Source organism: Gemmobacter caeni, from assembly GCF_003054195.1.
Classification (GTDB): Bacteria; Pseudomonadota; Alphaproteobacteria; order Rhodobacterales; family Rhodobacteraceae; genus Gemmobacter; species Gemmobacter caeni.
This window is the reverse complement of sequence record NZ_QBKP01000025.1, coordinates 1-22,721: the sequence shown is the minus strand read 5'-3', so window position 1 is coordinate 22,721 and position 22,721 is coordinate 1. Positions and strand designations below refer to the sequence as shown.

Annotated in this window: 21 protein-coding genes and 2 riboswitches; of the genes, 12 read left to right on the top strand and 9 right to left on the bottom strand. The window is 62.9% G+C overall.

What is annotated here, in order from left to right:
- Nucleotides 1-5: 5 nt before the first annotated feature.
- A complete protein-coding gene (gene cobW / locus C8N34_RS23080) occupies nucleotides 6-1,049 on the bottom strand; it encodes a cobalamin biosynthesis protein CobW (protein ID WP_108130667.1) in 1,044 nt (347 codons plus the stop codon).
- On the bottom strand, nucleotides 1,046-1,408 hold the full coding sequence (locus C8N34_RS23075; protein ID WP_108130666.1) for a DUF1636 family protein: 363 nt from the start codon (nucleotides 1,406-1,408) through the stop codon (nucleotides 1,046-1,048). The genes cobW and C8N34_RS23075 overlap by 4 nt, the downstream gene beginning before the upstream one ends.
- 94 nt (nucleotides 1,409-1,502) lie before the next feature.
- A riboswitch (cobalamin riboswitch) is annotated at nucleotides 1,503-1,735 on the bottom strand.
- A gap of 44 nt (nucleotides 1,736-1,779) precedes the next feature.
- On the opposite strand from C8N34_RS23075, the gene cobO reads away from it, so the two are divergent.
- Nucleotides 1,780-2,421, top strand: a complete 642-nt coding sequence (cobO, locus tag C8N34_RS23070; RefSeq protein WP_108130665.1) for a cob(I)yrinic acid a,c-diamide adenosyltransferase — start codon at nucleotides 1,780-1,782, stop codon at nucleotides 2,419-2,421.
- Nucleotides 2,422-2,425: 4 nt separating this feature from the next.
- The gene (locus C8N34_RS23065) at nucleotides 2,426-3,874 is read left to right on the top strand and encodes a cobyric acid synthase (RefSeq protein WP_108130664.1); all 1,449 of its coding nucleotides are present in this window, start codon (nucleotides 2,426-2,428) and stop codon (nucleotides 3,872-3,874) included.
- Here C8N34_RS23065 and C8N34_RS23060 read toward each other — a convergent pair.
- The 3 genes from C8N34_RS23060 to bluB all read right to left on the bottom strand — a co-directional run bounded on the left by C8N34_RS23060 (nucleotide 3,854) and on the right by bluB (nucleotide 6,389).
- Nucleotides 3,854-4,840, bottom strand: a complete 987-nt coding sequence (locus C8N34_RS23060; RefSeq protein WP_108130663.1) for a threonine-phosphate decarboxylase — start codon at nucleotides 4,838-4,840, stop codon at nucleotides 3,854-3,856. The genes C8N34_RS23065 and C8N34_RS23060 overlap by 21 nt on opposite strands.
- Before the next feature lie 12 nt (nucleotides 4,841-4,852).
- Nucleotides 4,853-5,476, bottom strand: a complete 624-nt coding sequence (locus C8N34_RS23055; RefSeq protein WP_242013897.1) for a hypothetical protein — start codon at nucleotides 5,474-5,476, stop codon at nucleotides 4,853-4,855.
- A 211-nt stretch (nucleotides 5,477-5,687) separates the two neighbouring features.
- Nucleotides 5,688-6,389: a 5,6-dimethylbenzimidazole synthase gene (bluB, locus tag C8N34_RS23050; protein WP_108130661.1), complete on the bottom strand. Its 702-nt coding sequence runs from the start codon at nucleotides 6,387-6,389 to the stop codon at nucleotides 5,688-5,690.
- Nucleotides 6,390-6,435: 46 nt separating this feature from the next.
- A riboswitch (cobalamin riboswitch) is annotated at nucleotides 6,436-6,616 on the bottom strand.
- A gap of 286 nt (nucleotides 6,617-6,902) precedes the next feature.
- Between bluB and C8N34_RS23045 the strand changes: the two genes are divergently transcribed.
- Nucleotides 6,903-7,472, top strand: coding sequence for an HPP family protein (locus tag C8N34_RS23045; RefSeq protein ID WP_158640801.1), 570 nt, complete (start codon nucleotides 6,903-6,905; stop codon nucleotides 7,470-7,472).
- 61 nt (nucleotides 7,473-7,533) lie between these two features.
- Here C8N34_RS23045 and C8N34_RS23040 read toward each other — a convergent pair whose 3' ends face one another.
- Nucleotides 7,534-7,857 carry a hypothetical protein gene (locus C8N34_RS23040; RefSeq protein ID WP_108130659.1) on the bottom strand — a complete coding sequence of 108 codons (324 nt, stop codon included), beginning with the start codon at nucleotides 7,855-7,857 and terminating at the stop codon, nucleotides 7,534-7,536.
- Between the two features lie 338 nt (nucleotides 7,858-8,195).
- Here C8N34_RS23040 and C8N34_RS23035 point away from each other — a divergent pair, with 338 nt between their 5' ends.
- Together C8N34_RS23035 and glyA are read left to right on the top strand one after the other, a co-directional pair.
- The gene (locus C8N34_RS23035) at nucleotides 8,196-10,922 is read left to right on the top strand and encodes a phosphoenolpyruvate carboxylase (RefSeq protein WP_108130658.1); all 2,727 of its coding nucleotides are present in this window, start codon (nucleotides 8,196-8,198) and stop codon (nucleotides 10,920-10,922) included.
- Nucleotides 10,923-10,951: 29 nt separating this feature from the next.
- Nucleotides 10,952-12,235 (top strand): serine hydroxymethyltransferase, encoded by a 1,284-nt coding sequence (glyA, locus tag C8N34_RS23030; RefSeq protein ID WP_145693856.1) that lies wholly within the window; start codon nucleotides 10,952-10,954, stop codon nucleotides 12,233-12,235.
- A gap of 76 nt (nucleotides 12,236-12,311) precedes the next feature.
- On the opposite strand, the gene folD is transcribed toward glyA, so the two are convergent.
- Nucleotides 12,312-13,202 carry a bifunctional methylenetetrahydrofolate dehydrogenase/methenyltetrahydrofolate cyclohydrolase FolD gene (gene folD, locus C8N34_RS23025; RefSeq protein WP_108130656.1) on the bottom strand — a complete coding sequence of 297 codons (891 nt, stop codon included), beginning with the start codon at nucleotides 13,200-13,202 and terminating at the stop codon, nucleotides 12,312-12,314.
- Nucleotides 13,203-13,231: 29 nt separating this feature from the next.
- Complete coding sequence (locus C8N34_RS23020; protein WP_108130655.1) at nucleotides 13,232-14,908, bottom strand: formate--tetrahydrofolate ligase; 1,677 nt, start codon at nucleotides 14,906-14,908, stop codon at nucleotides 13,232-13,234.
- 259 nt (nucleotides 14,909-15,167) lie between these two features.
- On the opposite strand from C8N34_RS23020, the gene C8N34_RS23015 reads away from it, so the two are divergent.
- The 7 genes from C8N34_RS23015 (at nucleotide 15,168) to C8N34_RS22985 (ending at nucleotide 22,400) form a co-directional block, all read left to right on the top strand.
- Nucleotides 15,168-15,797: a LuxR C-terminal-related transcriptional regulator gene (locus tag C8N34_RS23015; RefSeq protein ID WP_108130654.1), complete on the top strand. Its 630-nt coding sequence runs from the start codon at nucleotides 15,168-15,170 to the stop codon at nucleotides 15,795-15,797.
- Nucleotides 15,798-15,911: 114 nt separating this feature from the next.
- Nucleotides 15,912-17,102 (top strand): aminotransferase class V-fold PLP-dependent enzyme, encoded by a 1,191-nt coding sequence (locus C8N34_RS23010; protein WP_108130653.1) that lies wholly within the window; start codon nucleotides 15,912-15,914, stop codon nucleotides 17,100-17,102.
- Between the two features lie 22 nt (nucleotides 17,103-17,124).
- Entirely contained in the window at nucleotides 17,125-18,069 is a 945-nt protein-coding gene (locus C8N34_RS23005; protein ID WP_108130652.1) for an HpcH/HpaI aldolase/citrate lyase family protein, read from the top strand.
- A 12-nt stretch (nucleotides 18,070-18,081) separates the two neighbouring features.
- The gene (locus C8N34_RS23000; RefSeq protein WP_108130651.1) at nucleotides 18,082-19,260 is read left to right on the top strand and encodes a malate--CoA ligase subunit beta; all 1,179 of its coding nucleotides are present in this window, start codon (nucleotides 18,082-18,084) and stop codon (nucleotides 19,258-19,260) included.
- Between the two features lie 12 nt (nucleotides 19,261-19,272).
- Complete coding sequence (gene sucD, locus C8N34_RS22995; protein ID WP_108130650.1) at nucleotides 19,273-20,172, top strand: succinate--CoA ligase subunit alpha; 900 nt, start codon at nucleotides 19,273-19,275, stop codon at nucleotides 20,170-20,172.
- Nucleotides 20,173-20,176: 4 nt separating this feature from the next.
- The gene (locus C8N34_RS22990; RefSeq protein WP_108130685.1) at nucleotides 20,177-21,145 is read left to right on the top strand and encodes a 2-hydroxyacid dehydrogenase; all 969 of its coding nucleotides are present in this window, start codon (nucleotides 20,177-20,179) and stop codon (nucleotides 21,143-21,145) included.
- Nucleotides 21,135-22,400 (top strand): glycerate kinase type-2 family protein, encoded by a 1,266-nt coding sequence (locus C8N34_RS22985; RefSeq protein WP_108130649.1) that lies wholly within the window; start codon nucleotides 21,135-21,137, stop codon nucleotides 22,398-22,400. Before C8N34_RS22990 ends, C8N34_RS22985 begins: the two co-directional genes overlap by 11 nt.
- Before the next feature lie 18 nt (nucleotides 22,401-22,418).
- On the opposite strand, the gene C8N34_RS26505 is transcribed toward C8N34_RS22985, so the two are convergent.
- Nucleotides 22,419-22,721 (bottom strand): hypothetical protein (locus C8N34_RS26505; protein ID WP_425320673.1); only part of this gene is annotated, 303 nt, incomplete at its 5' end.

Below are 22,721 nucleotides of genomic sequence, written 5' to 3'. Positions count from 1 at the left end.
GGGCCTCAGATCCCGGCCTCGGCCAGCACGGCGCGGATCGCCGCGGGGTCGATGCGGTCATGCTCGGCGATCACGACCAGCCGTGAGGCGCGGGGCGCCGTACCCCAGGGCCGGTCGAACTGATGGCGGACACGTTCGCCCACGGCCTGCATCAAAAGGCGCATCGGCTTGCCCTGGACGGCGACATGGCCCTTGACGCGCAGGATGTCCTGCTCGCGCGCCAGACGGCGGAGAGCTTCGGCCAGACCCTCGGGGTCGGCGATTTCGCCGATCTCGATCACGATGCTGTCGAAATCGTCATGCTCATGGTCGTCAGCCCCGTCGTGATGGCTGGGGCGGGCGGCAAGGTCATCCTCGGCCGCGGCGTTCAGGCCCAGGATCACGGCGGGGTCGATGATGCCCTCGGTCATGGCCAGGATCGGCAGCTTGCGCGGCGCCTCGGCCTCGACCACGGCACGGGCGGCGGCCAGCCCGGCCTCTCCCGCCAGATCGGCCTTCGATAAAAGCACGATGTCGGCGCAGGAAATCTGGTCTTCGAACACTTCGGACAGCGGGGTTTCGTGGTCGATGCCGGCATCGGCCATGGCCTGCGCCGTCACTGCCTCGGGGTCGGGGGCAAAGCGGCCAGCCGCCACCGCCTCGGCATCGGCCAGCGCGATGACGCCATCGACCGTGATCTTCGAGCGGATGGCGGGCCAGTCGAACGCCTTCAGCAGCGGTTTCGGCAGGGCAAGGCCCGAGGTCTCGATCAGGATGTGATCGGGCCGCCGCGGCATGGCCAGCAGCGCCTCGACCGTGGGGATGAATTCGTCCGCGACGGTGCAGCAGATGCAGCCGTTCGCCAGCTCGACGATGTTCTCCTCGGGGCAGTTCTCGTCGGCACAGGATTTCAGGATGTCGCCGTCCACCCCGACGGTGCCGAATTCGTTCACCAGAACCGCCAGCCGCTTGCCCTGCGGGTTCTGCATCAGATGGCGGATCAGCGTCGTCTTTCCGGCCCCGAGAAAGCCGGTGATGACGGTGACGGGGATCTTGGCAAGGTCGGTCATGTGGGCTCTCCGATCGGGGGGATGCGGGCAAGCGATTGCTTGCGGAAAATGGCGGGGCGGTCGCGCCAGGGCACAAGGCCATCGGGAGCCGCGGCATAGCGCGCGGCTCCGGCAAGGATGTCGGGCGCGTCGGCCTCGGTCATGCGGCCATAGACATAGGACCAGCGGCCCGGTGCGCTCAGCGCCACCGCGCAGCCCTGCGAGCAGGCGGACAGACATTCGACACGGGCAATCGCCACGCCCTCGGGCGCGCCCAAGGCTTCCAGCGCGGTGGCCAGACGGGCGCCGGGGACATCGCCGCAATCCTGCACGGGCTCTCCGGCGCGACATGTTGTGCATACGAGAAGCGTCACCGCCATTGGCCGTTCAACCTTCACATCCTTGCGGCGTAGGGGGAAAGGGCCGAGGGGACGCCGACAAGGCGCCTTCCCGGTCGCGGAACACCCCGTCCGCCCGTTGACATTCGCACTGGCAGGTCTCCCGGCTTGCGGATATCGAGGTGCCTTGCGGCGCCTCGGCGCTCTGTCCGCCTTCCCGGCGTTGACGCCAGTGGCATGGGACAGGTCTTCCCGGTCACGGTCGCGGGGGCGGCTGCGCTTCAGCATCTTGACCCGATAGGTCGCAAAGCTGATCGCATTCCCTATTGACCTGTCTTATGAACAGGCACCAGCGTTACTTAGACACTCAATCGTTCAGCAAAGCTTTCAAGTCAAGAGAAAGGACCGTCCGCATGACTGACGAGAATTCGTGGACCGGCGAGGATGTGCTGGACGAATCTGCGCGACATGCAAGAAAGATGGCCAAGAAAAAGGCCGCGCGCGACCGGATGATGCTGACAAGAAATGGACAGAAAGGTCTGATCATTGTTCACACCGGCCCCGGGAAGGGCAAGTCTTCTTCGGGCTTCGGCATGATCCTGCGCTGCGTCGCTCATGGCATGCCCTGCGCCGTCATCCAATTCATCAAGGGGGCTTGGGACACCGGCGAAAGACGGCTGCTAACTACGCATTTCGAGGATCTCTGCCAGTTCCACGCTATGGGCGAGGGGTTCACCTGGGAAACCCAGGACCGCGCCCGTGACATCGCGGCGGCGCGGGCGGGATGGGAGAAGGCAAAGGAGCTGATCCGCGAGCCGAAGGTCCGCTTCGTCCTGCTGGACGAGATCAACATCGCCTTGCGGTATGACTACCTGGATATCGCCGAGGTGGTCGAGTTTCTTGTGACCGAGAAACCCGCGATGACCCATGTCTGCCTGACCGGACGCAATGCCCAGCCCGAGTTGATCGAAGCGGCCGATCTCGTGACCGAGATGGCGGTGGTAAAACATCCGTTCCGCGCTGGGATCAAGGCCCAGGCCGGAGTGGAATTCTGATCCGATGCCAGCGCTGATGATCCAGGGAACCGGCTCGAACGTGGGCAAGTCGATGCTGGTCGCAGGCCTGTGCCGGGCGGCGCGGTTGCGGGGGCGGAACGTGCTGCCGTTCAAGCCGCAGAACATGTCGAACAATGCAGCCGTGACCGAGGACGGGGGCGAGATCGGGCGGGCGCAGGCCCTGCAAGCCCTGGCTTGCGGGGTGGCGCCGCATACCGACATGAATCCGGTGCTGCTAAAACCCGAAAGCGACCGGGGTGCCCAGGTGGTGGTGCAAGGGCGCCGGTTGACCACGACCAGGGCGGCGGAATACGCGGCGCTGAAACCGCAGCTGATGGGGGCGGTTCTTGAGAGCTTCGGGAGGCTGAAGGCGCGCGCAGACCTTGTGATCGTCGAGGGTGCGGGCAGTCCGGCCGAGGTGAACCTGCGGGCGGGTGACATTGCCAACATGGGCTTTGCTCGGGCGGCGGATGTGCCGGTGGTGCTGGCCGGGGATATCGACCGCGGCGGGGTCATCGCGCAAATCGTCGGGACGCAGGCAATTCTCGACCCGGCGGATACGGCGATGGTCCGGGGCTTCCTGGTCAACAAGTTTCGGGGCGACCCGCAGCTGTTCGACAACGGCTACCGGTTGATTGCGGCGCGCACAGGCTGGCGCGGCTACGGCGTCCTGCCCTGGTTCCCGGCTGCCGCACGGCTTCCAGCCGAGGATGCGCTTGACCTTGCCGGTGGCCGCCAGGACGGCAAGGTCAAGATCGCCTGCCTTGCCCTGTCGCGTATTGCCAATTTCGATGACCTTGACCCTCTGAAGCAGGAGCCGGGGGTGACGGTCGAGATGATCCTGCCAGGCCGCCCGATCCCCGGAGACGCCACATTGGTCATCTTGCCCGGTTCGAAGTCGACTAGCGGCGACCTTGCTTTCCTGCGTGAACAGGGCTGGGACATTGATCTTGCCGCGCATCGTCGACGCGGTGGCCATGTGCTGGGCATTTGCGGCGGTTATCAGATGCTAGGCCGCAGCGTGGCCGACCCCGACGGGATCGAAGGGCCTGCAGGCGTGACCGAGGGGCTGGGCCTTCTGAACATTGAGACCGTGATGACGGCCGACAAACGCCTGACACGGTCAAGAGCCATTCATTGCGCCAGCGGGCTGACGGTGGATGGCTACGAGATCCACATCGGCCGAACCGAAGGGGCTGATTGCGGTCAGCCCTTCGCCCGGCTGCTGGATGGCAGGGACGAAGGGGCGACCAGTGCCGACGGCAGGGTGCGCGGAAGCTACCTGCACGGAATGTTCACCGACGATGCGTTCCGTGCGGCTTTTCTCAGGGACCTTGGCGCGGTGCCTTCCGGACTGGCCTATGCCGCCGGGGTCGAGACCGTGCTCGATGCGCTTGCCGCGCATCTGGAAGCCCATCTGGATCTGGAGGGTCTATTCGACCTGGCCATGTGACGGTCTGGGCAAGGCCCCGGCCAGCTGCGCCCATTCGCCTTCGCCACCCGGCAGCCCTAGCCGGATCAGGGTCGAAGACCAGGGGAAAATGCGGCCCCAGACGTGGTGGCGGGCCAGATGGTCCTGCGCCGCCTGGGCATCGGGCGTGTGATACAGGCGGAAAAGCGGGGTGCCCCCCACCAGATCCCAGCCCGCCGCCTGTGCCAATGTGTCGGCTCGTGCCGCATCCTGCGCAAGCTGGGCCCGCATCATTCTGGCCCAGACGCGATCGCCAAGGGCAACCCTTCCGGCGGCCAGCGCCGGGCCTGAAACCGGCCAAGGCCCGGCCATCGCCGCAAGCCGGCCGATCAGCCGCTCGGGCCCAAAGGCAAAACCCAGCCGCAGCCCGGCAAGGCCATAGAATTTGCCGAACGACCGCAGGACCAGTAGGTTTTCCGGCGGGTGATGCGGCAGCAGGGACAGGTCAGGCAGGGGATCGGCAAAGCTTTCATCGACGACAAGCAGCCCGACCCGGCTTGCCAGCGCATGCAAGGCCGGCTGCGCGGTGCAGCGGCCGTCAGGGTTGTTGGGGTTGACGATCACGGCCAGATCGGCGCCTTCAAGAGCGGCAAGGTCACGGCTGTCTTCGACAATCCAGCCCTCGGTCCGCAGGCAGGCGGCATGTTCGTTATAGGTCGGCGCCAGAACGCAGGCCCGCCCCGCCCGGGCCAATCTGGGCACTAGTTGAATCGCCGCTTGGGCCCCGCCAAGCGCAAGGCAGGCAAAGTCCGGCGCCACGGTCCAGGCTTCGCGGGCGGCGGCGACCAGCGCCTGCTGCGCTGCCTGTGTCGGAAGTGCGCGCAGGTCATCGCCCGACAGGGCCGGCATCGGATAGGGGCGCCGGTTGATGCCCGTGGACAGGTCCAGCCAATCGCCCGCGCCCCAGCGCGCCATCGCCCAGTCCAGGTTGCCGCCGTGATCGCGCATCGACTGATCCTTTCAGCGGTTTCCGGTACTCATTACCCGCACGTCGCGCAAACCCGCTGCGCGCAGTGCCTGCAACCCTGCCGGCGGCGCCTGACCCGGTGTGAAGATCAGCGCCCGGGCGGGGCCTGAATGCGACCGCGCCCAGCCGAGCGCGCCAAGATCGCGGGCCAATTGCGCGGTCGGGTCGTCCTGCGGGCCGCGAAGGGCCTGGCAGCGCGCGGCGCTTTCGCTGGCCAGCGCGGCGCATCCGGCCAGGTCCGGCGCCCGCGCCCAGGCCCGGACCAGATCGGCAATATCCGCATAGCCATTGTCCGCAGCGCGCGTCGGCTCGGGCGGGCCCCAGAACCCTGCCAGCAGATGTGCCTGCGGCGGTGGGGGCATGACCGAAAGAAGACGCGCCTCTCGGGACGCCCAGAGCAGGCGATCCGGCCCGCGGAACATCAGCGGGTCACTCGCGCCTTCGGCCGCGACGCAGGCCCGGGCAAGGCGCAGGACCGTCCCGCGATAGCCGGCAAGTGCCGCCACGGCCAGAAGCGAGGCGGTCGACATGCCGGTGCCCGAGCCGGGAACGAAGCTTGGCCGCAAATGGAAGCGGCCGGTGGCCGGCAGGTCCAGATCCTGCAGAAAGCGCCGCATCAGCGGCAGCGGCAGGCGCCCCGAACCGCCCCCGAACCTGCAAGTCGTCAGCGGCCCTCGCCGCATTTGCGCGTGCATTCCCCAAAGGCGGGGCATGAGCGTGACCAGCGCGACCGGGCCTTCCCGACCAAGGCGTCCCTGCAGCCATTCGCCGAAATGGCACGGCAGGCGAAGCCCCCGGTACCCGGCGCGGAACCAGCTGGGCAAGGGATCAGCCGTCACCTTGCCCCCAGCGGTCGCGATAGATCAGCTCTTCCAACGGCAATCGGCTTGCCCAGCCCTTTGCCTGCAATTCGGGCTCGGCATAAAGCGCATCGACATGGCCAAGGCACAGATAGGCCACCGGCACGACCGGGCCGGGCAGATCCAGAATCTCGCGCAGCGCGCCATCGCGGAAGATGCTGACCCAACCGACGCCAATCCCCTCGGCCCGGGCCGCCAGCCAAAGATTCTGCACCGCGCAGACCGAGGAAAAAAGGTCCATCTCGGCGGCATGGGTGCGGCCCAGCACCACCGGCCCGCCCCGGCTGCGATCGCAGGTGACGCAAAGGTTTACCGGGGCCTGGGTGATGCCTTCCAGCTTCAGCGCCGAATAATGCGGGCGGCGCGCTTCGGGAAACATCGCCTCGGCTTCGGCATTGGCGGCGCGAAAGGCCGTCTGCACCCGTTCTTTCACCGCCTGATCGCGGATTACGATGAAATTCCAGGGCTGCATGAACCCGACCGAGGGCGCATGATGTGCAGCCCCCAGCAGCCGAAGCAGGACGGCCTCGTCGACGGGTCGCGCCAGGAACTGGCTGCGCACATCCCGGCGGCTGTAGATGGCCCGGTAGACAGCGGCAGTTTCCTCGGCGCTGAAAGCGCCCGCAGGAACCGGTCCCGTCGCGGGGCAAGGTTGGACAAAGGCTGGCACGGCACGGATCCCCCGTCATCGAAACGGATTGCGGGCTGACCATCCCGCGCTCCGGTCTCGTCTGGCCGGTCTTCTGACTCGGTTTCTTCCGGGCCTGCTCCTTCCCGGCCAAGAGGCCAGTGGCAACTGCAGACCCGTCCACCTTACAGCGTTGGGCACGTTGCGGAATTTCACCGCATTCCCGATTATCCTGCACGATCGCAGGCACCAGACAGTTCAATCATTATCCTCGCAAAAGAACTTTCGCAATCAGTGCTTTGAGTGAATCACGCGAAATCTTTCACACCGGGGTCGCGGCAGCGTGAGATTTTCTTCCAGTCGAGATCTCTACCTGCGTGATGCGACTCTGGGTAGGAGCTGATTACCTGGCTGCGCCAAAATCCAACCCGTTCGAGCGTTGCGCAACCAGGGAACTCCGTAGGAAGAAGAAACCGAAGTCGGTCTCGGACCGCGCACCGCGGACGCACTGACACCAGCAGATGCGGCCGGTGGTTAATTCAGGAAATGTCAAGCTTGTGTCAAACGCGCGAGAGTTGTGAGAGTTCCGAAGAGGCTGCATCCAGCATTGCGCAAGCCAATTTAGAGTCTTCTGGAATAATCAGGGCGGCTATAGGGGCGTCCATCGCGATTGCCTTGGTTGGTTTTCTCGTGCTATTGCTGGCGATTCCCTTCCCGGATGTTATCTTTATTCCATCATTTGGCGCGACGGCGACACTCATATTCATGTGCCCCGGAAGCCCGTACGCCCAGCCATGGCCAGCTATTGGCGGCAACGCAATGGCTGCATCAATCGGCGTACTGATAGCGACAGCGGTTCACATTCCTATTCTCAATGTTGCCCTGTCTGTCGGCCTGACTCTGATATCGATATCTTTGTCTCGCGCCTTTCACCCGCCTGCCGGCGCGGTTGCGGTTACGGCAGCGATGAGCGGCGACGTTGGCTTCACCCATGGTTTCTTGTTCGTCATCGTCCCAGTCACCGTGGGCATGAGTCTGATAGTTGTTGTCCGCGCTTTGCTGGCCAGGGTGACGGGAGATCGATATCCGAGACAACTGTCCTGTCGCCGCCTTCGCCAAGGTTGAGCTGCCCCCTCTTCGTAGACTATTGCCGTTGCCCGCCAGCAAGACGGATTTCTTGCCGCATTTACTTCGTGGCTTTCATTTCAAGATCTGAAATGGCAAGTCTCTCGATTTCGTTCAGGGCTTCGGTTGAGAAATCTACGCTAATGCGCTTCAAGTAAACCAGTGCATTTTCTGAGATGGCGGCTCCCAATTCCACCGACAAGAAGTATCTCCTAAACGCCAATTTCCGATGCTGACATTTCACGCTGTGTTCCAAAAGGCGAACGGCCGCTGCTTGATCGCCGCGATGCGCCTTGATCTTGAAGTTGCGGATTTCGTCTCTTGTCAGGAACCGGTCGCCGCCACCGAGACTTTGGTCTTGGTACTTCTGGGTATTGCGCGGCATATTTTCTCGTCTCATTCGGGCAAGAGCCGCGCACCGCTTCCCTTTCAACTCGGAGGCGGCACTCAAGTCGGCGACAGGTGGTCAATCGGCAGCTTTACACCTAAAAAGCGGAGAGGCGGACCTGCGGGATAGACATTGATAAAGATGATGGCACAAGAATAACTTGGCAGCTACGACCCGCACAGGTAGTCCTTGGCTACTCAAAGGGCTTGGCGCCGTCAAAGAGAGCATCCGCGATCGAGACATCGGACGATGGGTGAGTTTCAGCGATCCAAATGGGTAGGATTTTCTATTCGATTGTTGGATGCGCGTGAATTTTGCATGGCCATACTGGGCGTATGACAGCAGAATCTGAAGTTTTGCCCCAGCATAGAGTATCCCCGGAGCGCCGACTCGCGGGAGTCTCTGCGGATGAGATTGGCGCGGCCGCAGTGTTGAGGGCATGCCTAATCAAAGCCGGACAGCGCGATTTTCCCGAGATCGGTGACTTCCTCTCTGGCAGGATCGCTATCGATCAGGTGCCATCCCACAGGCATTTTCTTGCCCTCCAATGCCTTGGAGCGTGGCACCAGATGTCGGCGATCGCCCAGGAGTTTGAGGCAAGTCAGTTGCGACGGCTAAGCGAGCGTGGAGGAGCCCCGGTTGCGGGTGGTTTCTCCGCCGTATTGCAGCGGGCCAGGTCGATGCAGGTATCGCCGGGCCAGATGGCTGCGGCTCTGTCGCGACTGCGCATCTGCCCGACAATGACCGCCCATCCGACGGAAACCAAGCGGGTAACGGTGCTTGAGATTCATCGGCGCATCTATCGCCGCCTTACCGAGTTGCTGACTCGGACTTGGGCGCCACAGGAGGAAGCTTCCTATCGCGACGCGCTGCTTGCCGAGGTCGAACTGCTTTGGTTGACGGGTGAGTTGCGGCTTGCCAAGCCAACAGTCCAGCAAGAAATTGATTGGGGCATACACTTCTTCCACGAGGTGCTGTTTGACGCCCTGCCAACTCTCGTCGATGGGTTGGGATATGCCCTTGAACATCAATACGGTTTAGAGCCACCCGAGCATTTTCTGCAGTTTTCTTCCTGGATCGGCGGCGACCGCGATGGCAACCCGTTTGTGACGGCAGAGGTCACCCGGTACGCATTGCAGAGATACCGAGAAGCGGCGCTGTCCAAGGCCAGGGCATCCCTTCTTGCGCTGATTCCCAGCTTGTCGGTTGCAATGAGCGTCGCAGAACCATCGACGCGGTTCATGGCAGCTCTGGAGGACGCCCTAGACCACTGTGGCTCAGCCCGTGCCGCGATCGAACAACGCAATCCTGGCGAGCCATTCCGACAGTTTGCGGCCGCGCTACTCTTGCGCCTGGAGGCAACACTTTCCGGTGATCCGGGGGTGGTACCATTCGGCCGCAGCGAGGAATTTCGCCTCGCGGTAATGGCGTTGCGCCATGGGCTTAGCGAATGCGGCGCTGCGGCTGTATCACGCCGCAGGGTCCTGCCGCTGGAACGGCGGGCGCGGATCTTCGGGTTTCATACCGTTTCGCTGGATATCCGGCAAAATGCGACCGTGGTAAACCGTAGCCTAGCTGAAATTCTCCGTCTCCTCGACCCAGCGGACTGTCCGATGCCCGGTACGCTCGGCTGGTCGGCGCGGCTTGCGCGGGCGCTGAAAGAAGACCCGCCCGACTTTGCGTCTCTACAAACCTCGGAAGAAACGCGGGACCTGATCACGCTGTTCGAAGTCCTGATCGACGCACGCCGCCGCGACCCCGCCGCGATCGGGGCATTTGTTCTTTCCATGACGACATCGGCCGAGGACATATTGGCTGTACATGTACTTGCCCGCTGGGCGACCGGCCCCTTCCATGGCGGCCAAAAGGCGCTGTCCGTCGTACCGCTGTTCGAGACGATCGCCGATCTGCGCGCCGCACCCGGCATCATGACGGCGGTGCTGGGCAACCGTGCCGTTCGCCGGATGATCCACGAGGCGGGCGATTCCCAAGAGGTGATGCTGGGGTATTCCGACAGCAACAAGGATGGCGGATTTCTGGCCTCGAATTGGGAGCTCTTCAAGGCCCAGATGGCTTTGCGGAAAGTGGGCGCGCGACACCGCATCGACGTCAGTTTCTTTCATGGCCGAGGCGGCTCGGTCAGCCGCGGCGGCGCGCCGACGGGCCGAGCCATTGGGGCCCAGCCGCCCGGGACCGTGAATGGCCGCCTTCGCGTGACGGAGCAGGGAGAAATCGTCTCTGCCCGCTTTGCTAACCGCGGCACCGCGCTTGCCCACCTGGAACATCTTGTCGCTTCGGTCCTGCTTCACACGCTTGAACCGCCGGGGGCGCAGCGTCCCGACGAAGCGGGCGAATTCTTCGAGGCGCTTGAGGCCCTGTCGGGCCTGAGCCACACGAAATATCTCGACCTCATCCGCACGCCGGGATTTATCAGCTACTTCGATCAGGCCAGCCCGATCTCAGAGCTTGGCCTTCTCAAGATGGGGTCACGCCCGGCGCGCCGGTTCGGTGGCGCGACACGGGATATTTCAGATCTGCGCGCCATTCCCTGGGTCTTCGCCTGGAGCCAGAACCGGCACATGCTGACAGGTTGGTACGGCATCGGCACCGCCCTTTCCAATCTGGCACGCGTGCGCGGCGACAGCGGCATGGCACTTTTGCGGAGGATGTTCGAGGGATCGCGGCTGTTCCGCCTTGTGATCGACGAAGCCGAAAAGCTCTTGCTTCAGTCTGACCTCGGCATTGCATCGCTTTACGCTGACCTCGTCACCGACAAGCAGAGCGCCGCAGCGGTGTTCGGTGCGATCAGCGCGGAACATGATCTGACGCGAGAGATGATCCTGAGGATCACAGGTGAAGGCAATCTTTGCCAGCGGTTCCCCGAATTCCATGCCAGGGTCCATGAGATGCGCCCGCAGATGGAAGGCTTGCACCGCCTTCAGGTCGATACGCTTCGCAAGGTCCGGGCGTCTGGCGGTCCCGAGGCAGCGACGCAGGACGACATCAGTACGCTGATGATGACCATCCACGTGATTTCCGGTGCCCTTGGCTGGACCGGCTGACGCACCGCTTTATGTAGGAGAAACAGATGATGTCCTTGACGGGCTTCTTTGATCGACATCTCGCAGACAGCGATGTCGAACTTTCGGCCATGATCGGCCGAGAATATGGCCGGCAGCGCGACGAGATCGAGCTTATCGCCTCTGAGAACATCGTCAGCAGAGCCGTGCTTGAAGCACAGGGCTCGGTCCTGACCAACAAATATGCCGAGGGCTATCCCGGCCGCCGGTATTACGGCGGATGCCAGCATGTCGACGAGGTCGAAGAACTGGCCCGCACCCGGTTGAAAGCGCTTTTCGACTGCGCATGGGTGAACGTGCAGCCCAATTCGGGAAGCCAGGCCAATCAGGCTGTCTTCATGGCCCTGATGCAGCCGGGGGACACCTATCTTGGCCTCAATCTGGCCGCGGGCGGGCACCTGACGCACGGCGCGCCGGTCAATATGTCGGGGAAATGGTTTAATCCGGTGCATTACGGCGTTGGTCGGGAGAGCGGCCTGATCGACATGAACGAGGTTGAGGATCTGGCCCGGAAGCATCGGCCCAAGGTCATCGTCGCCGGCCATTCGGCCTATTCCCGGCACCCTGATTTTGCGGCCTTCCGGCAGGTGGCGGATTCTGTCGGTGCAAAACTCTTCGTCGACATGGCGCATTTCGCTGGGCTTGTTGCGGCGGGCCACCATCCAAGCCCACTGCCCCATGCTCATGTTGTGACCTCAACCACGCACAAGACCTTGCGCGGCCCGCGCGGGGGTGTGATCCTGTCAAATGACGAAGAACTTGGCAAAAGGCTCGACTCAGCGGTCTTCCCTGGTCTTCAGGGCGGCCCGCTGATGCATGTGATTGCCGCAAAAGCCGTAGCCTTCGGCGAAGCACTTGAACCGGCGTTTGAGGACTACATCCGCCATGTGCTGGAAAACGCAAAGGTTCTCGCGCGCCTTCTGCAGAAAGGCGGCGTCGAGATCGTTTCGGGCGGGACGGATTCCCATCTGATGCTGGTCGATCTGCGGCCAAAGGCCTTGACCGGCAAGGCCGTGGAACAGGCGCTCTCCCGGGCGCACATCACCTGCAACAAGAACGGCATTCCCTTCGATCCCGAAAAGCCAATGATCACGTCGGGAATACGCCTAGGAACTCCGGCCATCACCTCGCGCGGCATGAAGGCCGAGGCGGTGGCGACGATCGGCAATTTGATCCTGGAAGTCATCGATGGCCTTGCCCGCAACGGCGCAGACGGAAATGATCTGGTCGAAAGCAGTGTGCGGTCGAAAGTTGCGCATTTGCTGAGCGGCTACCCAATATACGACCGGCCCTGAAAGGGCCAAACCACGTTACAGGTGCCGGCCTTGATTGGTCGGCACCTACAGATTGCGAGGTCAATCATTCGGCCGCTCAGGCTGTCAGTCCGTCTGGTGCGGCAAGCCCGTTCGCGCGGTAGCAGGCCGTCAGCGTGTTTGCCAAGAGGCAGGCGATGGTCATCGGACCCACGCCGCCAGGCACCGGCGTAATCGCGCCCGCGACCGCCGCCGCACTGGTGTAATGCACGTCGCCCACGAGCTTGCCCTTGCCGTCGCGCTCGATCCGGTTGATGCCGACGTCGATCACCGTCGCGCCTGGCTTCACCCAGTCACCGGGAATCATCTCGGGGCGGCCTACTGCGGCCACAAGGATATCGGCGCGGCGGCAGACCTCGGCAAGATCCTTCGTGCGGGAATGCGCGATGGTCACGGTGCAGCTGTCGCCCAGCAAGAGCTGCGCCATCGGTTTGCCGACAATATTCGATCGGCCGACCACTACCGCCTCCTTCCCCGCAAGCGATCCATGCCGGTCACGCAGCAGCATCAGGCAGCCCAGAGGAGTGCAGGGCACCATGCTTTTCTGCCCGGTGCCCAAAAGCCCGACATTCGAAATATGAAAGCCGTCTACGTCCTTGGCCGGATCAATGGCGTTGATGACGAGTTCAGCATTCAGATGCGGCGGCAGTGGTAGCTGAACAAGGATACCGTGGACGGAAGGATCGGCGTTCAGTCTGGCGATCAGCGCCAGAAGATTTGCCTCCGCCGTGTCAGATGATAGCCGGTGTTCGAACGAGCCCATGCCGGCCGCATGCGTCTGCTCACCCTTGTTGCGGACATAGACCTGGCTGGCAGGATCCTCGCCTACAAGAACCACGGCTAGACCCGGGACCAGATTCCGTTCCTCTTTCAGCTTCGCCACATGCGCGGCGACTCGCGCCCTCACATTGGCCGCAAAGGCCTTGCCGTCAATCACGACTGCTGTCATGCGCCTCTCCTGTCTATCGCGCGCATGCTTCAGAACAACCCCTCGACATGGCCCGCTTCGTTCAGCCGGATCACCTCGGCCGAGGGCACTTTGGGCAGGCCCGGCATGGTCATAATCTCGCCGCAGATCACCACGATGAACCCTGCCCCCGCCGAAAGCCGCACTTCGCGGACCGGGACCGAGTGGCCTGTCGGCGCGCCCCGCACGTTCGGATCAGTGGTGAAGGAATACTGCGTCTTCGCCATGCAGATCGGCAGGTTGCCGTAGCCCGCGGCCTCCCAGGCCTTCAGCTGGTCCCGGATCGACTTGTCGGCCAGCACTTCGTCCGCGTGGTAGATCCGCTTGGCAATGGTTTCGACCTTCTGGAACAGCGGCATCTCGTCGGGGTAGAGCGGCGCGAAGTTCGCGGCACCGGATTCCGCCAGGGACACGACTTTCTTCGCAAGCTCCTCGATCCCGGCCGAGCCTTGTGCCCAGTGCTTGCACAGGATCGCCTCGGCGCCCTGTTCGGCCACATAGGCCTTCACAGCAGCAATCTCGACATCGGTGTCGCTGTAGAAATGGTTGATCGCCACCACCACCGGCACGCCGAACGACTTCACATTGGCGATATGGCGGCCAAGGTTCGGGCAGCCCTTCTTGACCGCCTCGACGTTCTCGGTCCCGAGGTCGGCCTTCGCGACGCCACCGTTCATCTTCATCGCGCGCACGGTTGCCACGATCACCGCGGCCGAGGGCTTGAGGCCCGCCTTGCGGCACTTGATGTCGAAGAATTTCTCCGCGCCGAGGTCAGCCCCGAAGCCGGCTTCGGTCACGACATATTCGCCCAGCTTCAGCGCGGTCTTGGTCGCGATGACCGAGTTGCAGCCGTGGGCGATGTTTGCAAACGGACCGCCGTGGATGAAAGCCGGGTTGTTCTCCAGCGTCTGCACCAGGTTCGGCTGCATCGCGTCTTTCAGCAGAACGGTCATCGCGCCGTCAGCCTTGATGTCGCGGCAGTAGATCGGTTTCTTGTCGCGGGTATAGGCCACCACGATATCGCCCAGCCGCTTCTGCAGGTCTTCCAGGTCGTTCGACAGGCACAGGATCGCCATGACTTCGGACGCCACGGTGATGTCAAAGCCGGTCTGGCGCGGGAAGCCGTTCGACACGCCGCCAAGGTTGACCACGATATCGCGCAGCGCCCGGTCGTTCATGTCCATCACGCGGCGCCAGACGATGCGGCGGGCGTCGATGTTCAGCTCGTTGCCCCAGTAGATATGGTTGTCGATCATCGCCGACAGCAGGTTGTGCGCCGAGGTGATCGCATGGAAGTCGCCGGTGAAGTGAAGGTTCATCTCCTCCATCGGCACCACCTGCGCCATGCCGCCACCTGCCGCACCACCCTTCATGCCGAAGTTCGGACCAAGGCTGGCCTCACGGATGCAGATCACGGCCTTCTTGCCGATCCGGTTCAGACCGTCGCCAAGCCCCACCGTCGTCGTCGTCTTGCCCTCGCCCGCCGGGGTCGGGTTGATTGCTGTCACCAGGACCAGCTTGCCGTCCTTCTTGCCCTCCAGCGACTTGATGAACTCCTGGCTGACCTTGGCCTTGTCGTGGCCATAGGGCAGCAGATGCTCAGCCGAGATGCCCAGCTTGGCGCCGATCTCCATGATCGGCTTCTTCTTCGCCTCCCGGGCGATCTCGATATCCGTCTTGAAGGCCATGTCGCTCCTCCGATTTTCGACTGTGGTTGGCGCAGATATCTATCAACCAAAGACAGGGTAGTCTTAGATTCTTTTTGATATGCAATGAGAATCTATCCACAAAGGCGCACGCAGCTACCCATAAAGGTAGTATTTTCAAGTAGATCAAGACTCGCGTGTGATGCTCGTGTAGTGCAGTTTTTTTGCTTTTACATATAGACCGGTCGTCCTACTGTGGTCTCGGCGCGGAGGGGGCGCGGGCGGGATCAGGGAGGGAACGATGGACGGAACGACGGTTGGAGACACCAGATGTCGACTGTTTTACGTCGATGCCAATCCGCTTGTTCAATCGGCAATCATGGAGCTTTCAAAGGTGGAAGCGGATCTCAGCATCATCGCGACCAGCGATCGTGCGGCGGACCTGCTGGCCGCGGATGATTCGGATTTCGACGTGGCGATCATGGCTTGGGACATGACGGACATGAAAGCTCCAGAAGTACTCAAACGGCTGCGCGCTCGCGAAAGCCGGCTGAAAAGCGTTGTCTTCTGCAACAGCCGCGACGCCACAGCGTTGCGGCTGGCCGTTCGGCTCGGGGTTCACGGGTTCTGCTATCAATATGACAAGGCCAGTGTTCTGTTCAATACCGTCCGCCAGGTGGCCAGCGGACACATCAGCGTTCCCTACCTCGACATCACGAGGATCAACGAGACACCGCTGGCCGGACTGACCATCCGTGAACGCGAGTTGCTGGACGTGCTGGCACGCGGCTGGACCAACCAGCAAATCGCGAACCGGACCGGCATTTCCGAGAACACGGTAAAATACCACCTCAAAAACCTGTACCAGAAACTGGATGTCCAAAATCGCGCGAGGGCCGTGGCAATCTGGTCGCGCGAGGTGGATGCCTAGTTCCGAACGGGTAGGGCGATGCCCCACGGAAGACGAAAATCCCTATCCTGCCGTGTGTTGCCGCAAGGGCGGATTGCTAGAATTTGGTCGGGCATTCTTTGGGAGAAATCTGCCATGCCCGGCTACACGCATCTCTTCATTCCTGGCCCCACGAACATACCCGAACAGGTCCGCATGGCGATGAATGTCTCTATGCAGGACATGCGGGCGCCGGATTTCCCCGAGTTGACGCTGCCGATCTTCGAAAAGCTGAAGACCGTGTTCCGCAACAAATCGGGCCGGGTGTTCCTGTACCCGTCGTCGGGAACCGGCGCCTGGGAGGCTGCGATCCAGAACACGCTCAGCCCAGGCGACAAGGTGCTGATGAGCCGCTTCGGTCAGTTCTCGCATCTTTGGGTGGATATGGCGCAGCGGCTGGGCCTCGTAGTCGACGTGATTGACTGCGACTGGGGTGAAGGCGTTCCGGTCGAGAAATATGCCGAAAAGCTCAGCAAGGACGTGTCGCATGAGTATGCGGCGGTGTTTGCCACCCACAACGAAACGGCGACCGGCGTCACTTCGGACATCAAGGCGATCCGGGCGGCGTTGAATGCGGCGAACCATCCGGCCCTTTTGATGGTGGACGGGGTCTCTTCCATCGGATCCATCGAATTCGATCAGGATGCCTGGGGCGTGGATTGTGCGGTATCAGGCAGCCAGAAGGGTTTCATGCTCCCGGCCGGGCTCGGGATCCTCTCGGTATCGGCCTATGCGCTTGAGGCGCGCAAGCGAGCAGGCTTTGGGCGGACCTTCTTTTCTTTCGACGACATGATCGCCACCAACGATTCCGGCTATTTCCCTTACACGCCAGCCACGCAACTGCTGCGCGGACTCTCGGTTTCCTGCGACATGCTGCTGGAAGAGGGGCTTGAGGCGGTCTGGGACCGGCACAACCGGCTTGCCACCGGCGTGCGCAAGGCGGTCGGGGCCTGGGGGCTGCGGCTTTGCGCCAAAGAGCCGAAATGGCACTCCGACACGGTCAGCGCCATCGTCGTGCCCGAGACTTTCGATGCGCGCGACGTGATCGCACGGGCGTATCGCGGCTACAACACCTCGCTGGGAACGGGGCTCAGCAAGGTGATGGGCAAGGTCTTCCGGATCGGCCATCTGGGCTGGCTGAACGAGGGAATGGTGGCCACCGCGCTGTCGGTCGCCGAGATGGCGATGATCGACTGCGGCATCCAGATCGAGCCCGGAACAGGTGTCGGCGCGGCGATCCGCCATTTCAGCGCGACGGCCGCACCCGCCACCGCGAAAGTCGCCTGAACGAGGCAAGGGAGGAAATACCGTGAGCCATACCATTAACCACCTGCGCAAGGTGGGACTGCAACGCAGCACACTGGCCGTGCCCGGATCGAACCCGGCGATGATCGAGAAGGCTGCCGAAAGTGCTGCCGACTGCATTTTTCTGGACCTGGAAGATGCGGTCGCGCCGAACGACAAGGAACGCGCACGGACCAACATCATCCAGGCTCTGAACGACATCGACTGGAAGGCGCGCGGAAAGACCATGTCCGTACGGATCAATGGGCTGGACACCCATTATATGTACCGCGACGTGGTGGATGTCGTCGAGCAGGCCGGGCAGTTCCTCGATCTGGTGCTGGTGCCAAAAGTAGGGGTCCCGGCCGACGTCTACATGGTCGAGGCGATGCTCAATCAGATCGAAATGGCGAAGGGGTTCACCCATCGCATCGGGATCGAGGCGCTGATCGAAACGCCTTTGGGCATGGCCAATGTCGAAGCGATTGCCGCCGCCCCCGGGCGACTTGAAGCGATGCATTTCGGGGTGGCGGACTATGCCGCGTTCAACAAGGCGCGCACGGTGAACATCGGTGGCCTGAACCCGAACTATCCGGGCGACCAGTGGCACGCGGCCCTGTCGCGCATGACGGTCGCCTGCCGAGCCTACGGCCTGCGGCCGATCGACGGACCGTTCGGTGACTTCTCTGATCCGATCGGGTTCCGTGATGCCTGCCGGCGCGGCGCGGCTCTGGGAATCGAGGGGAAATGGGCAATCCATCCCAGCCAGATCGAACTGGCGAACGAGGAATTCTCGCCCCCCGAAGCCGAAGTGCAGCGGGCGCGCCGCATCATCGAGGCCCTGCGTGAGGCTGCGGATCAGGGCAAGGGCGCGGCCAGCCTGGACGGCAAGATGATCGACGCCGCGTCTGAGCGCATGGCGAAAAACGTGATCGCCATCGACGAAACGATCCGCAAGCGCGTGGCATAGGACGGGCAGAACATGGATATTCACGAATATCAGGCCAAGGAACTTCTGGCGAGCCAAGGGGTTCGCCTGCCGCGCGGCGGACTGGCCTACAGCCCCGAACAGGCGCACTATCGGGCGCAGGAAATTGGCGGGGAAGCCTGGGTCGTCAAGGCCCAGATCCATTCCGGGGCGCGCGGCAAGGCGGGTGGAATCCAGCTTTGCCGCTCGGAAAAGGAAGTCGAGCAAGCCGCCGAACGGATGTTGGGGCGACGGCTGATCACGTCACAGACCGGGGCGCCCGGCAAGCTGGTCAATCGTCTCTACATCGAAGAGACCATCCATATTGACCGCGAGATCTATCTGGGCTTCGTCCTGGACCGCAAGGAAGAGCGCATCATGATCGTTGCCTCGTCTTCGGGCGGGATGGAGATCGAGGAGATTGTCGAGCGGGAACCGGACAGTCTGGTTCGCTGCTCTGTCGATCCCGGCCTTGGGATGCACGAATTCCAGGCCCGTGAGATTGCCTTCGGGCTTGGTCTGGACGGCGCCTTGATCGGCAAGGCGGTGAACACGATTCTGGGCTGCTATCGGGTGTTCCGCGACTTTGATGCCTCGATGCTCGAGATCAATCCGCTGGTCGTCTCAAGGGATGACCTTGTGGCGCTCGACTGCAAGATGAGCTTCGATGAAAACGCCCTGTTCCGCCGCCCCGACATCTCGGAACTGCGCGACAAGAGCCAGGAAGATCCGCGCGAGACTTTCGCCGCGGATCGTGGCCTCAGCTATGTCGGGCTGGATGGCGAAATCGGGTGCATCATCAATGGCGCGGGCCTGGCGATGGCCACGATGGACATGATCAAGATCGCAGGCGGAGAGCCGGCCAACTTCCTCGACATCGGGGGCGGGGCAAGCCCCGAACGGGTGGCGAAGAGCTTCCGGGCGGTGCTTCAGGACAAGAACGTGAAAGTGATCCTCGTGAACATCTTTGCCGGCATCAACCGCTGCGACTGGGTGGCGGAGGGTGTTGCGAAGGCGCTTGAAGAGGTGGGCGTCGCCGTTCCGCTGGTGGTGCGGCTTTCCGGGACCAAGGTTGAGGAGGGCAAGGCGATCCTGGCCGAGCGCGCGCCTGGCGTCATCGTCGCCGACACCCTGTCCGAAGCGGCTGAACGGGCGGTGACCGAGTGGAAAGCGACCACCGGGCGCGCGACCTGAGGAGGAGATTTGATGGCAATTCTGTTGAACAAGAACACCAAGGTCCTGGTGCAGGGCATTACGGGCCGCATCGGCTCGTTCCATGCGCAGGAAATGCTTGATTACGGCACCAATGTCGTCGGCGGGGTGACGCCTGGCAAGGGCGGAAAGACACATCTCGACCTGCCGGTATTCAACACCGTCAAGGGTGCGGTGGCCGAAACGGGCGCCGAGGCGACCATCGTCTTCGTGCCGCCCCCCTTTGCCGCGGATTCCATCATGGAGGCCGCCGATGCCGGGATCAAATACTGCGTCTGCATCACCGATGGGATTCCTGCCCAGGATATGATGCGGGTCAAGCGCTATATGCGGCGCTACAAGGCCGAAAACCGGATGCGCCTGTCCGGCCCGAACTGTGCAGGCACGATCACCCCAGGGCAGGGCATGATGGGCATCATGCCCGGTCATATCTACATGCCGGGCCGGGTGGGCATTGTCGGCCGTTCCGGCACGCTTGGCTATGAAGCCGCAAGCCAGATGCAGGCGCGGGGCATCGGCGTGTCAACCTCGGTCGGGATCGGCGGCGACCCGATCAACGGATCGTCCTTCCGGGATATTCTCGAACTTTTTAGCGAAGACCCCGAGACCGATGCGGTGGTGATGATCGGCGAGATCGGCGGCCCGCAAGAGGCCGAGGCGGCAATCTGGGCCCGGGACAACATGAAGAAACCCCTGATGGCCTATGTCGCCGGGCTCTCCGCGCCCAAGGGCAAACGGATGGGACATGCCGGGGCAATCGTTTCCGCTTTCGGGGAATCCGCTCAGGAGAAGGTCGAGATCATCCGGGAGGCCGGCCACACGATCATCCCAAATCCGTCTGCTTTCGGCGAAACGGTCGAACGCGTGCTCGCCGGGCTTGCTCATGCGGGATAATGTCGTGACCCGCCCTCGGGTCCTGCTGACACGGCGCTGGCCCGCCGAAGTCGAGACCCGGCTGTCCGCGCGCTATCAGGTGACGCTGAATGAAGCGGATGTCGCCATGTCCACATCGGAAATCCGGCGGGCCATGCTGGAATATGATGCGGTTTGCCCGACGGTCAGCGACCGGCTGGATGTTTCGGCCTTTCCCGACCGGCCGCGTGCGCGGATACTTGGCAATTTCGGGGTCGGCGTAAATCACATCGACCTTGCGGCGGCGCAGGCCGCAGACATTGCGGTGACGAATACGCCCGGCGTCCTGACCGACGCGACAGCCGATCTGACGATCGGCCTGATCCTGATGCTGACCCGCCGACTTGCCGAAGGCGAACGCGAGCTGCGCCAGGGCCGCTGGCAAGGCTGGCGCCCGACCCACATGATGGGGATGGCGCTGTCCGGCCGCACCCTAGGCATTCTCGGCATGGGGCGTATCGGTCGCGCGGTGGCCCAGCGGGCACAAGCGGCCTTCGGAATGAAAATTGCCTATTTCAGCCGGACTCCGCTGCGAGAGACAGAGCTTGAAGGCCTGTCGGCACTGGCCTGCGACAGTGTGGAAGCTCTGATTGATGCGTCCGACATCATCTCGCTTCACTGCCCCGGAGGGGGCGCAAACCGTCACCTGATCGACGCAGGGCGCCTGCGCCGCATGGGGCCGTCGCGGTATCTGATCAACACGGCGCGGGGCGACATCATCGACCAAGCAGCCCTTACCGACGCTCTGCAAAGGCGCGCGATTGGGGGTGCCGGACTGGACGTCTTCGAGAACGAGCCGGACATTCCTGCGACCTTGCTGAATGCGCCCAATGCCGTCCTTCTACCGCATCTGGGAAGCGCAACGCGCGAGACAAGAGCTGCCATGGGGATGATGGTCGCGGATAGCCTCGACGCCTTCTTCGACGGTACGGAGTTGGTCAACCGTGTCGCCTGACGACGTGCGGGCACTTCTGGCCGATTGCTTTTCGGTTGCCGTCAAGGCAGCCGATCCGGCATCTGCCGTCCGGCAGGCGCTGAAGCGCCATCAGGAACGTGTTGCGAAGGCCCGGCGGGTTCTAATCGTGGCGCTTGGCAAGGCCGCCTGCGCCATGGCCGAAGCGGCGGCAAATGAGTTGGGCGAAAAGGCGACGGCCGGCATTGTCGTCACAACGCAAGAATCCGCGCGTCCAGTGGCGGATTTTCAGGTCATCGCCGGCGGCCATCCCGTGCCAGATGCGGGCAGTCTCAGCGGCGGAGAGGCCATCTTGTCGCTGGCTCGAACCGCGGCTGAAACAGATCTGGTCCTGGCGCTGATTTCCGGCGGCGGGTCGGCCCTTGCGGTCGCACCAAAGCCCGGCCTCACTTTGGCGCTGAAACAGCAGATCACCGAGGCTCTGCTGCGCTCGGGTGCGGACATAACGGAAATCAACGCAGTGCGACGCAGGCTCTCCCTCTTGAAGGGTGGCGGCCTACTACGCGCGGCCGCGCCTGCGTCGGTCCTGGCGTTGATCGTCTCGGATGTTCCGGGCGATGATCCAACAATCATCGCGTCGGGACCAACCGCGCCAATGCGCCCTGGTCAACCTGTGGAAGCGGTGCTGCGCGCCGCCAATCTGGATCACGGCCTGCCCGCGACTGTGACAGAGCTTCTGCTTGCCGCACCCGATTCATTCGGTCTCTGCCACGTCCATAACGAGATCATTGCATCGAATGCGGCGTCAGTCTCGGCCGTGGGGCGGTTCCTGGCCAGTAAAGGCATCGTCGCTGTTTGCTATCAGCATTGGCTTGACGGCGATGTGCAAGCGGCAGCGGAAGCCATCCTCCGGATGATGAAGCTTACCACAGATCAACAGGGATTGACCGCAATCATCTGCGGCGGCGAGACTACGGTGCGCGTTACGGGCGGCGGAACCGGTGGCCGCAATCAGGAGCTCGCGCTTCGGCTCGCTCAGACCGAAGCGGCAAGCCCGCTAGGCCGCCCATGGACCTTTCTTAGCGCGGGGACTGACGGCAGGGATGGCCCCACACAGGCAGCGGGCGGGTTTGCGGATTCAGACACAATGAACCGCCTTATGCATCACGGGCTGAAGCTGAAGGAAATCCTGGCGAACAACGATTCATACACCGCGCTGCGGGCGACGGGCGATGCCTTCATCACTGGCCCGACTGGAACCAATGTCGCAGATATCCAGATTGCACTTGTCGGCTGAAAGGAGTGCCCCGTCTGTTCAGGACGGCATCTCTTCGATTGCCCTGTCCCATGAACGGAGCAGCGCCTCTCCCGCGGTACGCGCGCGGCAGGCGGCGTTCCGATCGCCCTCATATGCCGAGACGATCGCGCCCTTCATCAGGAAGTGCCAAGTTTCCGCAAAGGCTTGCGGGTCGGCAAGCCCGGCATCTTGGGCAAGCCCCCGCACGAAGTTCCGAATATTCAGAAGATGACGCGCCGCGGCCCGGTGGACTGGCGAGTTCACTTCGCTTTCGAGCAGGATGTTGACGAATGCGCAGCCTTCATAGTCTCGGCGCCGGAA